This is a genomic window from Chryseobacterium antibioticum, from assembly GCF_012927325.1.
Lineage (GTDB): Bacteria > Bacteroidota > Bacteroidia > Flavobacteriales > Weeksellaceae > Chryseobacterium > Chryseobacterium antibioticum.
In genome coordinates this window covers 59,335-76,822 of sequence record NZ_JABBGI010000005.1, presented here as the reverse complement: position 1 = coordinate 76,822, position 17,488 = coordinate 59,335, and the positions used below count along the sequence as shown (strand labels likewise).

17 protein-coding genes are annotated in these 17,488 nt (G+C 38.3%); 6 read left to right on the top strand and 11 right to left on the bottom strand.

Features of this window, described 5'->3' with window-relative positions; genetic code table 11:
• Positions 1-12: 12 nt before the first annotated feature.
• The 4 genes from HHL23_RS05230 to HHL23_RS05215 all read right to left on the bottom strand — a co-directional run bounded on the left by HHL23_RS05230 (position 13) and on the right by HHL23_RS05215 (position 3,210).
• Positions 13-1,053 carry a hypothetical protein gene (locus HHL23_RS05230; protein ID WP_169233761.1) on the bottom strand — a complete coding sequence of 347 codons (1,041 nt, stop codon included), beginning with the start codon at positions 1,051-1,053 and terminating at the stop codon, positions 13-15.
• Positions 1,054-1,062: 9 nt separating this feature from the next.
• Positions 1,063-1,764, bottom strand: coding sequence for an ABC transporter ATP-binding protein (locus HHL23_RS05225; RefSeq protein ID WP_169233760.1), 702 nt, complete (start codon positions 1,762-1,764; stop codon positions 1,063-1,065).
• A gap of 82 nt (positions 1,765-1,846) precedes the next feature.
• The gene (locus tag HHL23_RS05220; RefSeq protein ID WP_169233759.1) at positions 1,847-2,416 is read right to left on the bottom strand and encodes a hypothetical protein; all 570 of its coding nucleotides are present in this window, start codon (positions 2,414-2,416) and stop codon (positions 1,847-1,849) included.
• Positions 2,417-2,727: 311 nt separating this feature from the next.
• Positions 2,728-3,210, bottom strand: a complete 483-nt coding sequence (locus tag HHL23_RS05215) for a nuclear transport factor 2 family protein (RefSeq protein ID WP_169233758.1) — start codon at positions 3,208-3,210, stop codon at positions 2,728-2,730.
• A 254-nt stretch (positions 3,211-3,464) separates the two neighbouring features.
• Between HHL23_RS05215 and HHL23_RS05210 the strand changes: the two genes are divergently transcribed.
• Both HHL23_RS05210 and HHL23_RS05205 read left to right on the top strand, forming a co-directional pair.
• On the top strand, positions 3,465-3,965 hold the full coding sequence (locus HHL23_RS05210) for a GNAT family N-acetyltransferase (RefSeq protein ID WP_169233757.1): 501 nt from the start codon (positions 3,465-3,467) through the stop codon (positions 3,963-3,965).
• Positions 3,966-4,276: 311 nt separating this feature from the next.
• Positions 4,277-4,516, top strand: a complete 240-nt coding sequence (locus HHL23_RS05205) for an acyltransferase family protein (protein ID WP_169233756.1) — start codon at positions 4,277-4,279, stop codon at positions 4,514-4,516.
• 52 nt (positions 4,517-4,568) lie between these two features.
• Here the strand turns inward: HHL23_RS05205 and HHL23_RS05200 are convergent, their stop codons facing one another.
• Entirely contained in the window at positions 4,569-5,669 is a 1,101-nt protein-coding gene (locus HHL23_RS05200; RefSeq protein ID WP_169233755.1) for an alkene reductase, read from the bottom strand.
• 77 nt (positions 5,670-5,746) lie between these two features.
• On the opposite strand from HHL23_RS05200, the gene HHL23_RS05195 reads away from it, so the two are divergent.
• The 3 genes from HHL23_RS05195 to HHL23_RS05185 all read left to right on the top strand — a co-directional run bounded on the left by HHL23_RS05195 (position 5,747) and on the right by HHL23_RS05185 (position 8,792).
• Positions 5,747-6,604 carry an AraC family transcriptional regulator gene (locus HHL23_RS05195; RefSeq protein ID WP_169233754.1) on the top strand — a complete coding sequence of 286 codons (858 nt, stop codon included), beginning with the start codon at positions 5,747-5,749 and terminating at the stop codon, positions 6,602-6,604.
• A gap of 123 nt (positions 6,605-6,727) precedes the next feature.
• Entirely contained in the window at positions 6,728-7,606 is an 879-nt protein-coding gene (locus HHL23_RS05190) for an alpha/beta fold hydrolase (protein ID WP_169233753.1), read from the top strand.
• 55 nt (positions 7,607-7,661) lie between these two features.
• The gene (locus tag HHL23_RS05185) at positions 7,662-8,792 is read left to right on the top strand and encodes an alpha/beta hydrolase-fold protein (protein WP_169233752.1); all 1,131 of its coding nucleotides are present in this window, start codon (positions 7,662-7,664) and stop codon (positions 8,790-8,792) included.
• Positions 8,793-8,864: 72 nt separating this feature from the next.
• Here the strand turns inward: HHL23_RS05185 and HHL23_RS05180 are convergent, their stop codons facing one another.
• Positions 8,865-12,602 carry an AAA family ATPase gene (locus HHL23_RS05180; RefSeq protein ID WP_169233751.1) on the bottom strand — a complete coding sequence of 1,246 codons (3,738 nt, stop codon included), beginning with the start codon at positions 12,600-12,602 and terminating at the stop codon, positions 8,865-8,867.
• Position 12,603: 1 nt separating this feature from the next.
• Complete coding sequence (locus HHL23_RS05175; protein ID WP_169233750.1) at positions 12,604-13,839, bottom strand: exonuclease SbcCD subunit D C-terminal domain-containing protein; 1,236 nt, start codon at positions 13,837-13,839, stop codon at positions 12,604-12,606.
• Positions 13,840-14,214: 375 nt separating this feature from the next.
• On the opposite strand from HHL23_RS05175, the gene HHL23_RS05170 reads away from it, so the two are divergent.
• Positions 14,215-14,445, top strand: a complete 231-nt coding sequence (locus tag HHL23_RS05170) for a hypothetical protein (RefSeq protein ID WP_169233749.1) — start codon at positions 14,215-14,217, stop codon at positions 14,443-14,445.
• Positions 14,446-14,488: 43 nt separating this feature from the next.
• Here the strand turns inward: HHL23_RS05170 and HHL23_RS05165 are convergent, their stop codons facing one another.
• The 4 genes from HHL23_RS05165 to HHL23_RS05150 form a co-directional block, all read right to left on the bottom strand.
• Positions 14,489-15,169 (bottom strand): hypothetical protein, encoded by a 681-nt coding sequence (locus HHL23_RS05165; protein ID WP_169233748.1) that lies wholly within the window; start codon positions 15,167-15,169, stop codon positions 14,489-14,491.
• A 31-nt stretch (positions 15,170-15,200) separates the two neighbouring features.
• Complete coding sequence (locus HHL23_RS05160) at positions 15,201-15,653, bottom strand: GNAT family N-acetyltransferase (protein ID WP_169233747.1); 453 nt, start codon at positions 15,651-15,653, stop codon at positions 15,201-15,203.
• A gap of 342 nt (positions 15,654-15,995) precedes the next feature.
• Positions 15,996-16,466 (bottom strand): hypothetical protein, encoded by a 471-nt coding sequence (locus tag HHL23_RS05155; RefSeq protein WP_169233746.1) that lies wholly within the window; start codon positions 16,464-16,466, stop codon positions 15,996-15,998.
• Between the two features lie 548 nt (positions 16,467-17,014).
• A complete protein-coding gene (locus HHL23_RS05150) occupies positions 17,015-17,488 on the bottom strand; it encodes a hypothetical protein (protein WP_169233745.1) in 474 nt (157 codons plus the stop codon).

Here is a 17,488-nt window from a genome sequence, read left to right as displayed (position 1 = left end):
GCCATTTGATGCTTACCTCAAGACTGTCTCATTGATCCATGTGTTCAGTTCCATGGTATTTCTGAGCGTTTTCAGAAACCAGGTATTTGTTTTATAACCTTTAGCATATTGAGGAATATATACATTTAAGCCTTTTCTGAAATTAAAAAAGCTGAGATGAATGTTTTTTCTTAAAAATCCAAGACGCCTGTTCAGCCATTTTCTTTCATCCGAAGAACCGGATTGGTGATGCCTGATTAAAACTTCAATGATGGAGGTGTCGATTCTTTCTGAATCTCTAAGCATTTTATCCAGGGCATTCGTCAGCAATTCATCATTAAGAAAATTAATATGAGGCAGGTTATCGTCATTATTCTGAAAAAGGTGTTCAAATTCAATATCGTGAAGCAGGCTGTGCGCTCCATGCATGAGTTCTGAAGCTGAGTTGTAGCCATCATTGTCCTTCGCAATAAATACGGAAGGGATGTCCATTTCCAGACGTCTGTAAGCCTCGATTTTATGATGCCCGTCCAAAACAAAAGCACTGCTCATCAGCGGATCCTGATTATAGAGACTGTAAAAGATAACAGGCTTCGGACAGCTTCCTTTTTTAATAAGATCGGTATAATAGTCTACTCGTTTTGGATCAATGCTTTTACCCTCCAGCGTGTACAGGTAATTAAAATCTTCAAAAGGGTAGAACCAACCTGAAAATTTCTGACTGCCGTCAGGATTTTCATCAGCAGGTAAAGGTCTGCTCATATAAAAGTTGGAATGTTCAAATGGTATTTTACCAAGATTGACCTGATAGGTGCCGCTTTCAAAGAGATGAAGGAAATCCTCAATACCAGATAAGATGTCAGCTTCTGTTCCTTCGGTAAGCGCCCGGTTAAGACCATCAGACAATATGATTTTATCCTTCTCTGCAAGTTCTGATACCGCATAATATTCACCCACACTTCCCCGGGAGTCTGGCCAGTTAACGGCCACAGGACGCCTGATGATTAAGCAGCTGGCAAAACCATCGTACAGAGCTTTGATGATGGCCTGTCCGTGAGTGATGTGAATTTCCATTGAAAATAATTAAGAAACGGCGGTGTAGCTGGCAAAAGCTTCTTCCAAACTGTTAAACTTACCTTTAAATTCATCAATAGGGCAATCCTGAAGAATATGTCCTTTATGAATCAGAATAACCCGTGAGCACAAGGCTTCTACTTCCTGCATAATGTGTGTAGAAAGAAGTACCGTTTTTTGCTGTCCGATCTCTTTTACCACATTTCTGATCTCAATGATCTGGTTAGGATCCAGACCGTTCGTAGGTTCATCCAGGATCAACAGGTCCGGCTGGTGAATGATGGCCTGTGCGAGTCCCACTCTCTGTTTGTATCCTTTCGAAAGCTGTCCTATCTTTTTTGATTTTTCAGGGGTGATGCCTACCAGTTCAATCACTTCATCTACTCTTGCTGAAGAAATTTTATGGATATTGGCTACAAACTGAAGGTATTCTTTGACGTACATTTCCAGATACAGCGGATTGTTTTCAGGAAGAAAACCAATCTTTTTCTTGCTTTCAATCTCGTTTTCAGAAATATTCATTCCATTAAAGATGATTTCACCCTGATCAATTTTCAGGGCACCAACAATAGATTTCATCAGGGTAGATTTTCCGGCTCCGTTGGGACCCAGAAGGCCAATGATTTCATTTTTATCAATAGAAATATTGATGTTGTCCAGTGCAGTCTGTTCTCCAAACTTTTTCGTTAAATTGATGATCTGAAGTGGCATAATTCTTAATGTCTTTCTACAAAAGTAAAAATAAAAAACTCATTCGGATGAATGAGTTCAGTATTATTGAGAAATAATCCTGTTATTTCCTTGATTTCTTGTTTTTATTGCTGCTGTTTGAAGCGGGTAGAGCAGTAGATGCCTGAGGTGAACCGGGTTTTGTTCCATTGGTGCGATTGATGGTCGCAGACTTATCATACATCGCTGCTTTTCCGTTGGCCTTTCCAAAAACCTTTTCCACTTGTTTTTGATTTAAAAACTGTGATTTTCCAACATATTTACGGTTTTTATTGATATATTGAATAAACTGAACCGTTGGCTGGCCATAGTTTCTCTCATAGTGAAGCTCAATGATATCGTTGGGAAGTTCCAGGATAATATTTTCGTCCGGAGTGGATATAAAGCCGTCTATGATCAGTTTATACAAACCGGAAACGTCACCATCAAGGTTCTGAAATGAAAAAGATCTGATGGTATTCAGGTTACTGGTATTAAGATCCTGATAATTGATCGTAAACTTATCCGCTTTTTTATATAAACCTACAGAATTATCTTTGCCAATTTCCACCAAACTTTCATTTTTCAGCACTTTAATCTGTGAGAAAACTGAAATGCCGAACATACATGTAATGAGTAGAATTATTTTTTTCATGTAGAGGGGATTTTAATGTTTTAATTAAATTTGTGTTTTTAAAATTACTAATAATAATGCTTCAAAACAATTTTATTAGTTTAAGCAAAAGTAATACTTTTTTTTAATATCCATAATGGCTGTTCTTCTGGTATTATGGATTTCACTGGCTGTGCAGTTTTTTGTAAATCATCTGTTTGTGGACTTATGATCAAGATTGCTAGTAAAAATGTGGAATATGTTACAGTGATTTCATTAAGCTTCTCATTTATTTAATGTATTGATTTACAGGTGTTAATTTTTTTGAAGTAAAGTATCTTTTTAATTTAAATTTAATGTCCATAGCTAACGACTCTTGAAATTTTCCAGCCATCAGAGGTCTTTTTCCAGACGTGAACAAACTTAAAGCTTCCACAGTTGATCAATGAACCATTGTCAAGGCGGCAAAACTGATGGATGCCTGTCTGTACAGCGCCATAATCTTTGATGGGATAAACTTCTACAGATCCTGGAACTAGAACCCTTCGGGTATAGCTGTAGTTTTTAGCAACTCTGCTGAAATTATCAACGGTTTCCTGATAATTGGCCAAACCTCCTACATCATGGAAGAATTCAAGATCTGGAGTAAAGAAAGTTTTCAATTGATCGATATTTCCGGAGTTGGCAGCACCAAAAAGCAGACTGTCTTTTTCCATGATCGTATCATAGAGTTCTTTTGAAATAGGAGTGTAAGATTTGGACTGGGCAAAAGCTTTTGCCCCTAATGAACAGCACAACAGGATTGAAAATAAGTGAATGATAAGTTTTTTTTTCATATTTCGAGGTTTTAACCATTAAACAAATTGTAAAAGACTGTTTTTTTTGTTGTTCAATTTATTCAAAGATAATTAATTATGGTTCTGATATTATTAAAGGATGAAAGTTTTTTTACTGATCAACAGAACGTTTAAAAACTATCACTCCGAAAGGGTCTGCTTACTTTAAACAGAGGAGATGAAAATCGCTTTATTACGGTTGATGGTGGTATATAATTTGTACTTTTACTTTTCTACTATTAGACTTTTTCAATATGAATATTCTCCATCAGGATCAGAACTTTATTATCCGTCAGTTTTTAGCTCAAGAGCAAGCCTTGTTTTGTGACCTTTTTGAAGACGGAGAGGTCACAAAATATCTTCCTTACCGTTCCCGTGAGCAGTATAAGGAAATGTTCGAAGTAGCTTTGGAGGATTATGCTAAAGGTCCGTTCGGTCGTTTTGGAATATTTGATGTTGAAAACAATGATTTTATAGGCATGTGTCTTGCCAGAAACTTTGCGGATGTATCCGGCCAGATTGAAATTGGATATACTTTGAGCAAAAAATATTGGGGTAAAGGAATTGCAACAGAAGTAAGCCGTGCTTTAGTGCAGTATTGTTTGGAAAATACAGAGGAAAATGAAATTGTAGCCGTAACTAACCTAGACAACATCGGCTCACAAAAAGTTTTGGAAAAAGCAGGCTTTAGCCGCATAGATAATCTGAAAAGGTCTGATGGTGAATTGGCTTATTACCTCGTAAAACGCAGTTAGGTGAGTGTTGTTTTATGGATTAAATGGAACCCTTTGAAACCTTGGTTACAAAAGCATCAAATTCACTTTTATAGATCCTGCCCACAGGAATATGATAGGACCCCAGCAGTACTTCATGATTGTTAAAAGCAGTAACGAATTGAGAATTTATTTTTGGAGCAGTCCTGTTGGGAATTTCGTTCTGGATTTGTAATGACCAGGTTTTAAAGGGAGCATCTGTTTTTGGATTTACTTGTGTTGCGTTAAGTTATGGGATTATTTTGATGTCAGCGGTTTCAGGATCTTGCTTTCTTTTTAAATCGAAATCATATATGACGACAGAGTTGGCGGGGCTTTCCTATGCCGTTTACCTTTCGCATAAAGGGATGATCCATATGATTCAATATGGTCTTGACAAGCTTGGAATGGAAACATCGAACCATATCTGCCTTTTCATATGTCTGGCAGGATGTATCTGTGGCGGATTGCTGTATCGGTTTATCATCGAAAAACCGTCTTCAAAACTTAAATACAAGATTTTAAGGAGAAGATCAAAATATGAAACACTATAATACAAAATCCCCGGAACAAGCTGTCCGGGGATATTAGAATTCATTTTTTGTTCTAATAATGGGTGCATTTGCTCATAGAGATGCTGGGATAGTCAATATAACCTTTGTCGCCGCCGTGATAAAAAGTTTCCTCATCCCAATTTGCCAATGGAAGATTATTTTTGATCCGTTCCACCAAATCCGGATTTGAAATATACAGCTGACCGAAAGCTACCAGATTCACAAGTCCGGTCTGCAGGATCTCTTCAGCTGTTTCTACGGTAAAGCCCCCTGCAATCATTATGATGTTTTTAAAACGCTTTCGGGCGTTTTGCAGAAAACTGATAGGAATTGAAGGATGTCCATTGGTCATGGCATTAGAAAAATGAACGTACAGAATATCCAGTTTCTGTAGCTCATCAAGGATATATTCATGGGTTGCCAATTCTTCAGGATAAGATTTCAAATCATAAATTTCCCGGAAAGGCGAAAGTCTGATACCTACCTTGTTCTTTCCCACTGCAGAGACAACTTCACGCATGACTTCGAGCAAAAATCTGGTTCTGTTTTCCATGCTTCCGCCATATTCATCTGTTCGGATATTGCTTAATGGGTTAATAAACTGGTCGATCAGAAAACCGTGGGCAGCATGAATTTCAACACCATCAAATCCTACTTCTACGGCATTGAGCGCAGCCTCTTTAAAAGTATTGACCCAGAATGGAATATCTTCTGTGCGGATAGAAACGGGTAAGGTCATGGGCTGATAGCTGTTATCCGGAATACGGATGGTTTCATTCACAGCTATGGCAGATGATGATAGTAAGGGTTCGTTATTTTGGATAGCCGGATGCCCCACACGGCCTGCCTGTACCAGTTGGGCAAATATTTTCCCGCCCTTTGCGTGAACGCCTTCAACCACTTTTTTCCAGGCCTGTTTTTGTTCTTCCGTGTATATTCCCGGCGTATTCATATAAGCACCACCATTGGAGGAAACAGCAATGTTGTCTGAAATTAATAACCCGGCACCTGCTCTTTGCTGATAGTAGGTAATCATGGATGATGACGGTATTCCTTTAGTTGCTCTTCGACGGTTCATAGGAGCCATTACAATCCTGCTGGAAAGCGAAATGTTTTCACTGATGAAGGGGACCGTTAATTTTTTGTGTAACATATTTTTTTAACAAATTTAGCTTAGGCCAACAGGCAAAAACAGGGATATCGAGCGGTTTTTTTTGTACATTTCGGGTAATGAAAGCTAAACATTTACATAAACCCTTAGATATATTGGTCTCAGATATGGAGCACTGGAATGAGCGTCCGCTGATTTACCAGTTCTTCGAAATCGTACAGATCATAGAAGGTGAAGGGACCAGGATTGTTAATGAAAACAAATTTTCATACACTAAAGGGAGTATTTTTTTATTCACTCCATTAGACTGTAGAGGTTTTGAGAGTCTTACCCATACACGGTACTGTTCCATCCGGTTTTCTGAAGTTTTTCTTGAACAGTACAAAAGCCAGCATGAAAAAGAGAAAGTCATAGAATGGCTGAAGCAACTGGAAGCTATTTTTACGCATCATAACCGTTTTGAAGAGGTTCTGATCAAAGAGCAGAGAGACTGTGAGATGATCACCTCATTAATTGAAAATATGGTCGTGGAATACAACGGAAAAGCTTCCTATTTCAATGAAAACTTACAGCATCTGGTGATTCTTGTTTTAAATATTATTTCCCGCAACGTCAATCCTCAGCAGGTAATATCAAACGCAACGATGGATGAACCTCTGATCAATAAAATACTGGTTTATCTGCATCAGCATATACATTGTCCTAAAAATTTAAGGATAAAACATCTGGCGGAGCAATTTAACCTGTCTGCCAATTATATCGGTGAGTATTTTAAAAATCTGACCGGAAACAGTTTACACTGTTATCTGACTCAATATAAGATGAATATGGTAGAACAGCGGCTGATGTACAGTGAGCATTCCATAGGACAAATTGCGGATGATTTAGGTTTCTCTGATGAGAGTCATTTAAGCAGACAATTCAAGAAACACAAGGGAATGACAGCGGTGGCTTTCCGAAAGCAGTTTAAAAGCTAAGTTTTAAAATTCACCTTTAATCATTTTTTTTAGACTAATCCCGTGTGGTGTATAAGTTGTACCTTAGCCATACAAATAGATGATCGGAGCCGTATTGAAATTTAGACAGATAAGAGAATTTTTATGGAGATAAGTCAGTTCAAATCAGAAGAAGTGCATCAGAAATTTCTTGCCTTGTACCATGATGCCATGAAGAAACTGCCCATACCGCAGGATACATTCGATATAAATACTGCTTATGGGACGGTAAGAGTCTATCGGTTTGGAAATCGGGGAGGGATTCCTATTCTTCTCTTTTCTGGCAGGGCAGCCTCAACTCCTATGTGGGAACCCAATATTACCGGGCTCCTAAAGACTCATGATGTGTATTCTATGGATCTTCTGGGAGAACCGGGTTTAAGTATTCAGACAAATCCCATCAAAGATCATAAACAACAGGCCGCTTGGGTAGAAGATGTCCTGATGCAACTAAACTTAACAAAAGTACATCTGCTGGGTGTTTCTTTCGGAGGATGGACTGTTGTCAATTACGCGGTCTATTACCCAAAATACATTGCATCAATCATTGTACTGGATCCGGCACTGGTTTTTGCGCCCTTTTCTCTAAAGATCATTCTTTTTTCTTTGATTGCCACTCTTCCTTTTGTACCCGAATACTGGCGTAAAAAATCAATGAGCTGGATTTCCGGTGGAGCAGAAGTTGATTCAAAAAACTCCACTTCTCGCCTTATTTCGATTGGATTAAAAGACTTTACGATCAAAACACCGGCACCTAAACAGTTTACCGTTGAACAGTTAAATTCTATTCATGCACCCATACTGGTCATTTTTGCGGGAAAAAGCATAGTGCATGATTCTGCTAAGGCTTTGGTTCGCGCAAAGAGTCTTTCAAATCATGTTGAGGCTGAAGTTTGGCCAGCGGCTTCCCATGCAATTAACGGAGAATTCCCAAATGAAATCAATGAAAGGGTTAATAAATTCCTTTCAGGTCTGACCTTGTAAATTTTCAGAGAAATAGTTTTGGATCATGAATTTTTTATACTTTAAAATTAAAATAATGCAGTACCCACAAAAAATATCTTTAATCTTCGTTTTATTTTCTTCGATCGTCTTTTCACAGGCCTATACAACTTCTTCAACCGCTTTATCCGGAAAGGAGTTTCCGAAAATAAATTCAGAGAGAAAAACAGAATTCCATGTCTATTTTCCGGATGCAAAATCGGTCACTTTAGATGGAGGTGACGGACTGAAAAATATACAATCATCTGTTTCAAAAGATAAAAATGGCTTTTGGAGTATTTCAACTTCGCCTATGGAAATAGGGTTTCATTACTACTGGTTGAATGTGGATGGGAAACGCACCAATGATCCCAATACCCAGCTGTATTTTGGATATGGCCAGCCCACCAGCGGAATTGAAGTTCCTTCGGGGGAAGATTTCTTTTTAAAGAAAAATGTAAAGCATGGCAAAATTGTTAATGACAGTTTAAATTCAAAAATAACAGAAGGCAAGCGAAATTTTAAAGTATACCTCCCACCAAATTACGGATCGAAAAAATTACCCGTTTTATATCTTTATCATGGAACCGGAGAAGATGTTACGGGATGGGAAAAACAAGGGTATATCCTGAATATTCTGGATCATCTTTTTGCGGAGAAAAAAGCTCAGGAAATGATTGTGGTGATGGATTATGGAGTTGCACTGAATCCGGAACAGGAAAAAATGCCGGACAATTATCCCAGAACTGTCCTTTCTTCCAAAAACCTTGACAATATTGTTACTCAGGAACTGATTCCTTACATAGAAAAGAAATATAAAACTTCCGATAAGAAAGCTATTGCAGGACTCTCCCGCGGAAGTTATCAGGCGATGCTTATCGGGGTCAACCATCCGGAACTCTTTTCGGCCATCGGAGTTTTTAGCCCAGTCATTTATGAAGGGACTAAAGCTGATCCTTTTAAAGAACTTCCTATCGGAAATTTATTAAAATCAAAGAAAAAACCTTACTTTTTTATCGGAATCGGAGAGAAAGAAAGTACAATGTTTCATGAATTTAATGATGTATTAACCTCTTTTTTAAACCAAAATAAATATCCGTATTTCTTGTACAAATCTCCGGATACTTACCACGAATGGCTTACCTGGAGAAGATCTTTGTATCAGTTTACACAGCAGATTTTTAAGTAAAAAAGAGATTGATAAGCAGATGGTTTGTGATCTGATCGGGTTGTTTCAACATTGAAATTTTCTGACGTTATGCTAAATAATAGTACTTACCTCTACTTTACTTTTCCCGCTTTGCTGTTTGCTTACCTTAATCTGTACGGGTATCCTTTCTGTCATTTCCTGTACATGAGAGATAACACCGACTTTGCGTCCCTGGTTATGAAGTCTTTCCAAAGCGTCCATAGCAACATTAAGGGTGGTGGGATCTAGCGAGCCAAAACCTTCATCAATAAACAGTGATTCAACTTTCATCCTGCTGGACGACAAAGAGGCTAGTCCCAGGGCTAATGCCAGCGAAACCAAAAATGATTCTCCACCCGAAAGCGAATAGACCGTACGTACCTCATCACCCATATCCAGGTCTACTACCTGCAGCCCGAGCGTAGCCGGAATTCGTTCAATTTTATATCTGCTTGTGAGTACTTTCAGATGAATGTTGGCATAACCCAGAAGGACATCGAGGGTATACTCCTGGGCAATCTGCCGGAATTTTTTACCATCTGCAGACCCTATAATTTCATTCAGTTTGCTCCAGTTTTCGGTAATGACAGCTTGTGCATCAATACTTTTCAAGAGGTCCCCGATCTTGTTTTTATTCTCCTTGTCCTGTTGCAGCTTAAAGTTGAGTTCTCCTTTTTTATGATTCCTCTGTTCCGCCTCTGATTGGGCAGCTGTGATCAAAGTACTGAGCTCATCGGGAGTACGTTTGGATACGAACTTTTCTTTATGGATGTCCAGCAATTGTTTCCTTTCGGTAATGACAGATAGAGCCTTGGTTACTTCCTCTTCAATAATGTGTAAAGCATTACGTTCAGTTTCTATCCAATCATTGCTTAATGCAAGTAATTCATGGAGTTCTTCTATAGTTAAGGATTGATTATTTCTTTCATTATACTGAGTAAGCCAGTTCTGGATTTTTTGAACAGCGGCTGTTGTTTCAGTTTCCAGCCGGGTTAATAAGCCGATTAATTCCTCTTTTTGGGTGTCGGCTTTAGCACTATTGATGCTAAGCTGTTGCTGTGTTTCTTTAAGTTGGTCAAACTGTTTCTGCGCATCGGTTATAGACTGTTTCAGGAATTTTTCTGCTTCTTCTGCAGGTTTTCCATCAAAAATTATATTGCGCTGCTGTTGAGTGTCGAGATAATTTTTGTTGAGTGCATTAAAAGCTTCTGTCTTTTTGGTAACGTCTGCTATCAAGTTTTTGGCTTGGTTTTCCAGCTCCTTTAATGTGGCTTCGAGCGCTCCTTTTGCCCGGATGTTTTGTTCCAGTTTTTCTGTATTTTCTTTCCATTTGTGGGCGAATGTCTCAATACGTTCCACAAATATTTCCGGAGCCGTTTTCCAGTTGTCTATCCAGTCAGAAGCACTGAAATAGGGAGTAAGGGTTTTCTCCACTTCGCTGAGGTCCAATGTGGCCTTATCCAGCTCTTTTATTTTCCCGGCTTCCTGCTCGTGAAATAAAGATAGGGCGCTTTTCAGGTCTTTGATCTGCCCGGCAACTTGATCAATAATCTCTTTGAGCTGATCGATTTTATTTTTGTTAGCATCCAGCTGTTGTTTTTGAGTGGAGTAGGCTTGTATCTGTGTCAGTAGACTTGCCTGTCTGGATTTAAGTGTTTGTAATTTTTCGCTGATCCAGCTTTCTTTATTTTTATCTTCGATAGAATCACATTCCTTGAGCAGACCAAACTGTTCCCAGGCCAGTTTTTTGCTGTCCAGGGCATCCTGTTTAGCAGCAATAGTTATTGCCTGGCTTTGGATGGTTTCCTGAAGTAAGGAACACGCCTGTTCCAGTGCAGTATGCTGGCGATAGCCCCTGAGATAAATACGATCCTTTTCCTCATAAGCCTTTTCGAGCTTTGCCAACACATTTTCCAATTGTGGATGATGTTCCTGGTAGGGGTGGCTGATGCTACCGCATACGGGGCAGGGTTCGTTTTTGGTAAGACCAGCTCTCAGGGTTTCTACATTTTCTGCTGATGCCAGGCGTGCATGCTGTAAAAACTGTTCAGCTGTTTCCTTTTGTGCTTTTTCGAGACTTAGCTGTTGGGTGATATTGTGTAAGGTCTCCTGCTTTGTTTTATAATCAGATTGATCTTTTAACTGTTTGTCCTTCAAAGTCTCAAGCTCAATAAAAGAATGATAAAACAGCTGCCAGCTGGCTTGTGCTTTTAGGGTATTCTCAACATCGTTATCTGCTTCGGCTTTATCCATATTTAACTTTTCGACCGGAACTAACAGGAGTTCTTTAGACTGGAGATCGTAAGTTTTCTTTAGATTTTCCCATTCAGGCACATGTTTGCTTAAATTGGCTTCTAATTCTAGTTTCTGTGCTTCATTCGTTTTAATTGAGTTCCGTATCTGATCCAGCCCGCTTACAGAAGTCTGCTGGATTTCCAAAAGTTTCCGGGCGTCCTGAAGTTTAGAGAGAATAATATCTCTGTTTTCAGCAATGGGACTGCGCTCTGTATTTTCTGCTTTCCAGTCCTCTATTGTTTTTACCTGACTAGAAAGGTTCTTGCATTCAGCTTGCTTTTCTGCCAGTAATTTTTGATGTTTGCTATTGTTTTCAGAAGTGTTTTCTGCTTCTTCTCTGGCTTTGGTTAGCTGCTCTTTTTTCTCTGAAAGGAGCGTGTCCAACTTCCTGGCTTGCTCTAGCATGGGTAGAGCATCGGTAAGGTTTTTGTTTTTCCCGGCAAGTTCATTTCCTGAGGTCACAAGCTGATCCTCGAGTTTCTGCTTTTGTGCATGAAGTGCTGTGATGGTTTCTTTTAATGCAGCAAGGGTTTCTGTTTTCTCCTTATGCTGCTGCCGTGCATGATTGAATGCATCTGCCCAGCTTCTGGTCTGCTGTACTTGCTCTGCAACAAGTAGTTTTTGCCTGCGTGGCAAGGCTTCTGTTTTAAGGTTAGTTGCATTCTGCAATGCCGTACCTGCCAGATCGTAGTTAGTTTGTAATCCAGTCAGCTGTTTGTGCCAATCAATTTCCTTTGCCAGATCTTCTATTTCCTTCCCTAAAATCTTAATGGTGGCCTCTGAGCTACTTTGTTCTTCCTGCAGCGTTTTTAATTCTTCATCAGTTAGGGTGACAATTCCTTCCTTTCTGAAATTAAGTTCGCGGAGCTGTTGTTCCTGGGATTTATAATTTTCATAAATCTTTTTAGAAATCTCTGAGTAAATATGAGTTCCTGTGAGCTTCTCCAGTAATGAAGATTTTTCGTCCTTATTCGCTTTCATAAAGGCCGTAAAATCACCTTGCGCTAGCAATACAGATCGGGTGAACTGTTCAAAATTTAATCCGATCAGCCGTTCGATCTCTTTTAAGGTTTCGGCTTTTTTTCCTGGAACATCTGTGTTGGCTGTAATATTTTTTAAAATTATTGAATCAGACTGCATGCTGCCTTCGGCTTTGTTTCGGGCGCGCCTTACCGTCCAGGTTGCCCTGTAGTTTTGCCCGTCAGTCCCTGTAAAATCCACTTCAGCAAACCCCTCCGCTGTTCCGTCCCGTAAAATACTGCGGACATCTCCCTGGCTGAGCGTGCTTCCCTGTACATCATAGATTTCTATTCCTGTTTCCTTCGCCTGCAGGTATCTCGGTGTTTTACCATACAAGGCAAGGCAGAGCGCATCTAACAAGGTTGATTTGCCGGCTCCTGTAGCTCCCGTAATTGCGAAAATTCCTGCCGAACGCAAAGGCTCGGTGGTAAAGTCAATTTCGGTGTTTCCTTCTAAAGAGGCCAGGTTTCTTATACGTATTGCGAGTATCTTCATTTTATTCTGCAGTTTGATTTACTTCCTCTGCGGCCTGCTTAAAAAGCTTCAACATTGCCTCGGGAACTTCTGTATTGTATCTGGATTGATATACCTTTCCAAATACATCTAACGGTTGTAGTTCACTAAGTTTTTCTTGGGTAATAAATTCAGGTTCTTCTTTTGTTGATGGAGGATATTTGGAGTCAATTTTAGCAAGTCTTACATTTTTACCCGTTATTGCAGCCTCAATTTTATATCGTAAAGCAGGTTCAGGACCTTCAAGCAGGACCTTTACTTCGAGATAGGGAATGGTTTCCCGTGTACCTTCGGTATTGGGTAGTTGTTCCAATAATGTAATGACTTCATGCAGTGGTTGGTGACTAGCTGGAATTCTCTGAAGCGGTACAAACAGAGGAATCTCTACTGATTTCAGATTGCTGATATCTTCATCAAGTTCAAAAACAATCACCTGATGCTTATAGTTAAGTTCTGAAAAAGACATAGGCAACGGACTGCCAGAATAACGGATATGTTCTTTTCCTCCAACTTTTTGTGCTTTATGAATGTGTCCAAGTGCCACATATTTGAGTTCCTGAGGAAATGCTGTCGCAGGAATACATTCGACACCTCCCATAATAGGTCTTTCTGTGTCATTCATCTTGCCTGGTTCTGCATGATGCGTATGAAGGTGTCCCATAGCAATCATCGTCTGTCCTTCCTTTTTTTTCTGGCTAGCATATTCAAAGGCTTCTTTGTATAATGCAGTTACGCCTTCTGTATAAGGATTTTCACTGCCCGGTATCGATGGGTAGTCGCCCATTCGTAAAAAAGGAACAGCAAGGCACCATATTTTGGCATTTCCTGAGGCATCCTTTATCGGGATAAGCAGCTTTTCATAGTCTATATTTCCTTCTGTATCTTTTTCAACCCATCCGACAATATGCACATTGGAAGATTCCAGCAAAGGCTTAGGGGCTTCCAAACGGGAGGCTGAATCGTGATTGCCGGCAGTGATGATGATCTGTAAATCCTTATTTCCCTTAGTCGCCTTGTTCAGGAATGTATAAAACATTTTTATTGAAGCGGCAGAAGGGTTGGAAATATCAAAAACATCCCCACTGATCAGTAAAATATCAATGCTTTCATGGCCTAAGGTCTGAAGCAGCCAATCCAGGAACTGCTGATGCTCATACGTACGGTCGTATTCGTGAAATAGCTGGCCTATATGCCAGTCGGCGGTATGGAGAACTTTCATAACAGATGAAAATAATTTGGGATGCGTTAATTATAGGCTTTAATATACTAAAAAGGGTCTACATAAGTATGAACTGATGTCACATTTTCCTTTGTCAAAAATATTAATATTAAAATGAAAAAATTTATGGAAAACCATATTTATCGGTCTATTTTAATCAGGTAGCCAAAATTTTTTGTTCTCTTCCAATAAAATAGTGCTGGAAAAATGAGATCAGAGATCTGAACAGGAAAACAACAACCATTTATTGACATGAAAAAGCACTCGTGCTATAGAGTGCTTTTTGTGAACAGGATGATGTAAATACTAAACAAAGATATTCAATATCTTTGTTTGACCAGGATAACATGTTAGTATTGGGGTATATTATTTCAAATGGAGGCACTTGGAAATACTTCTTTATTCGGTGGCAATGATTGGGCATTAGGGTTTTTCCTGATGGAGTATTGGCTTAATATGCATTGGACTTATTTAGCTTTTATAAATCTTCCTTTGTTTAGCAGTGATTTTATCTTCTTATTGATTGGAATGTGCGGTTCTTTTCTGTTTCCGTCGATTGGTTTTCTGATAGGAAAATTTGTCTACAAAAGACAAACAGCGGTATGAAATAAATAAAATAGGATAACAGGTCCTTTTAAGTATCCTTACCTTAATAATATTCAAATTCTCTTTCTATTTTTTGTTGTAAAATTCCATGATCATCAAACAATTCTTCATAAACGGAATTGGCATGTGAGTCAAGTTTTACGTTCTTATAAATGATTCTGGATTTTTTCTGAGTGATTAAATCCTCAAAAAGCATTTCATTTTTTACGGCATTGATATACGTATAAATAATGACATTCTTAATGGGGGTTCCATTAAAATTTCCGGTTTCTTCTGTTTTTATAAGGCGGTTATTTTTGTCAAAATAAAATAACTTGTTGAGCAACATAGAGGGAGTGTCAGAATTTGAAACTCTCTTATACAAAGAATCGGAAATTTTTTCAAAATAGCCTTTAGCTTGTATCTTCTTACTTCCGGGATTAACGGCTTCGAAACAGCGTTTGGCTTTATTCTTTGAATCATAGGTAATAAGGTCACTTATCAATCTTTTATCAGGAAATTCGCTTTGGGTTGCATTATAGCGCTCAGTTTTTGTCAGAAAACCATCTTTGTCAAAATAATAAATACTTTTGTCTATGTTCTGGGTTGAAAAAGTGATGATCTCCGTAATTTTTTTGGGATGCCCGGAATAGTTAGAAAATTTCAGATCATTAATGATTGATTTTTCCTGACCGCTTGCAAGGGTATATAGTACAATCAATAGATAGCTAAGTATTATTTTCATATTTAATTGTTATTGTGTTCTGAAATTTCTGCTAACGTTCAGTTACTTCCATGATCATGGTGTATTTATCAATTCCTTTACTAAATCCATCCGGCACGATCTCTACTGTTCTAAAACCATTCATTTTATAAAATTCCGCGGTATGCTGCGAGGTTTCAATTTTGTAGGGCAGGGAAGGGTAGCTCTTTTTTAACAAATCAAGCCTATATTGGGTAAATGCTTTTCCTATTCCTTTTCCATGATGGTCGGCATGAACCATTCCCCAGGATAATCCTGCCACATTATTCTTGGTATCTAAAAAAAATCCACCACATCCTACTACCTGACCATCGATTTTCACCACGAAGTAGTTCTCTTCGGTATCATCATTCAGAAAGCTTTCAAAAAGTTGCAATTCTTCGATAGCAAAAAATTTAGGTAAATTACTTCTGAAGATTTGGAGGCAATCTTCTCTGAAAATTTTTGTGTAATTGATGATTTTCATAAATAGGTGTTGGGTACTACCAAGATACAGCAAATTTTAGTAATTACGATTTTGCTGTACGATTGAGAACTTAATAAACTGGTGGATAGAATTCTGCAATTCAAAGACGAAGTCTCTGAGCCATAAAAAAGACCAACTAAGTGAAAGTCTCTAATAAAGGTTTTCAAAGAAATAGTGTAGATCATTAAATACAAATCTCTTCGTTAGCAACGCAGTAATAAAGCTGACGCGGAATACAGCATTTAAATAGGGACTAAAATATTTTTTATTTTGGGAACTAAAATTTCCGTTGCACAAAGTCTCCTGACTTTGGCCAATCAATTACTGGAAAAGTTTAAAAAATTAGCGCAGAAGTGACCAGATGCCAACAGCAATTCCGGCATAAACAGTAACCGTAATAATATCAGCTATGGGTTGTGAAAAGCGTTTTTCTGCAATTTTCTCGCCATTGATCTGGTTCTTATGGAATTTCAGAATTTTTTTAGGATTACTAATCGGGTGGGCAACCAGACTGTCTCTTTCCCACTTGTCAACTATTATTTTATAGCTCTTGCCATCAACGTCAATTTTAAATTTTTTATTAGGGGCAAGTGTCTCTTGAACATTGATAGGAACAGGCGTTTGTTGTGCGTTCAGGCTTTGGGATTCAGCGGTTGTGCTTTTCATTTGCGTGGAAGTATTATTAGCAAGAGCTGTATTCTTTTTAGAGCCTTCCTTATTGTCGGTCGCCGGATCCACTTGCTTTTTTACCTGATACGTATAGCAACTGGTAAGAGAAAATAATATAATGATGAGATAAAGATTCTTTTGCATGAGCCAAATTTAAGAATTAAACGGAATATTTAGGAATTTCTTGTAAAAGATCCTGTTTTAAAAAAAATCACGTTACGTAAAGTCTTCTGACTTTGAAGAAGTAAATAAAAACAATTCCTTAAAATAGGCTCCAAAGTCAGGAGACTTCGGAGTGTGGATGGATGTTCGATAATTTTACTTCATGGCTTTCAGTAAACTGTGAGGCTATTGAGAAGAGAAAAAGTAAACCTTATTTCTTAGAGGAAAATAAAAAGTATGTACAGTAAAAATCCCCGATATTATTCGAGGATTTGTTTTATAATCATGAATTTTTATTCTTCTTCATCTTCAACGTGAACGTAGGAACCTTAAGTTTGCATTCCCAGAACCATTCCCAACAGTTGCTGTCCTGATTTCATTCATCTTATCAACTTCCGGATAAAAATCTTCATTACACGCTACAAATGTAAATAACCCAATTTGGGCAGTAATGGAATTTTTTATTTTATTATAAATTTGAGTTTTTTTCAGGATAAATAGAAAAAAAAAGAGAGTATGATCTCTTTTTCTTATTGGTAAATATATTGTGCCATGAACCCTAGGTCTATAAATGTTAGACTTTGTAAACCTGGCATTGTTATTTTCCATCCGTTAGGTGTTGGAACCTGAGTAAAATATGTACAACTTGTTCCTGCCATCCCCGCGAAATTACTTATTGTAGTATAAAATCTCATGCCTCTAAATACTACATCCGCTGTAGTACTGCATACCGGCGTTGGAGATGCACCACATACATATGCATGTGTAAGTTGGTTAGCTGGAACTACAACACCAGTATTCATATTTGTAAGAACATTTGAACTTGACAGTTTTAACGGAATCATGTCTCCATCGTAACAACCCATTCCATTAGTTGGACTTGAATAATAAACAAATAAACCTCCTACGTCGTAACTTCCAAAATTATAATAAAAGGTTGGGACTGCCATTGCAAAATTAACTGCGCCAAATATAAGCGCAACTGATAAAAAGATCTTTTTCAT

Excerpts from the sequence above, each read along its gene's own strand:
- HHL23_RS05230 (WP_169233761.1), bottom strand. The coding sequence starts at position 1,053 with ATGGAAATTCACATCACTCACGGACAGGCCATCATCAAAGCTCTGTAC.
- HHL23_RS05225 (WP_169233760.1), bottom strand. The coding sequence starts at position 1,764 with ATGCCACTTCAGATCATCAATTTAACGAAAAAGTTTGGAGAACAGACT.
- HHL23_RS05220 (WP_169233759.1), bottom strand. The coding sequence starts at position 2,416 with ATGAAAAAAATAATTCTACTCATTACATGTATGTTCGGCATTTCAGTT.
- HHL23_RS05215 (WP_169233758.1), bottom strand. The coding sequence starts at position 3,210 with ATGAAAAAAAAACTTATCATTCACTTATTTTCAATCCTGTTGTGCTGT.
- HHL23_RS05210 (WP_169233757.1), top strand. The coding sequence starts at position 3,465 with ATGAATATTCTCCATCAGGATCAGAACTTTATTATCCGTCAGTTTTTA.
- HHL23_RS05205 (WP_169233756.1), top strand. The coding sequence starts at position 4,277 with ATGACGACAGAGTTGGCGGGGCTTTCCTATGCCGTTTACCTTTCGCAT.
- HHL23_RS05200 (WP_169233755.1), bottom strand. The coding sequence starts at position 5,669 with ATGTTACACAAAAAATTAACGGTCCCCTTCATCAGTGAAAACATTTCG.
- HHL23_RS05195 (WP_169233754.1), top strand. The coding sequence starts at position 5,747 with ATGAAAGCTAAACATTTACATAAACCCTTAGATATATTGGTCTCAGAT.
- HHL23_RS05190 (WP_169233753.1), top strand. The coding sequence starts at position 6,728 with ATGGAGATAAGTCAGTTCAAATCAGAAGAAGTGCATCAGAAATTTCTT.
- HHL23_RS05185 (WP_169233752.1), top strand. The coding sequence starts at position 7,662 with ATGCAGTACCCACAAAAAATATCTTTAATCTTCGTTTTATTTTCTTCG.
- HHL23_RS05180 (WP_169233751.1), bottom strand. The coding sequence starts at position 12,602 with ATGAAGATACTCGCAATACGTATAAGAAACCTGGCCTCTTTAGAAGGA.
- HHL23_RS05175 (WP_169233750.1), bottom strand. The coding sequence starts at position 13,839 with ATGAAAGTTCTCCATACCGCCGACTGGCATATAGGCCAGCTATTTCAC.
- HHL23_RS05170 (WP_169233749.1), top strand. The coding sequence starts at position 14,215 with ATGGAGGCACTTGGAAATACTTCTTTATTCGGTGGCAATGATTGGGCA.
- HHL23_RS05165 (WP_169233748.1), bottom strand. The coding sequence starts at position 15,169 with ATGAAAATAATACTTAGCTATCTATTGATTGTACTATATACCCTTGCA.
- HHL23_RS05160 (WP_169233747.1), bottom strand. The coding sequence starts at position 15,653 with ATGAAAATCATCAATTACACAAAAATTTTCAGAGAAGATTGCCTCCAA.
- HHL23_RS05155 (WP_169233746.1), bottom strand. The coding sequence starts at position 16,466 with ATGCAAAAGAATCTTTATCTCATCATTATATTATTTTCTCTTACCAGT.
- HHL23_RS05150 (WP_169233745.1), bottom strand. The coding sequence starts at position 17,488 with ATGAAAAAGATCTTTTTATCAGTTGCGCTTATATTTGGCGCAGTTAAT.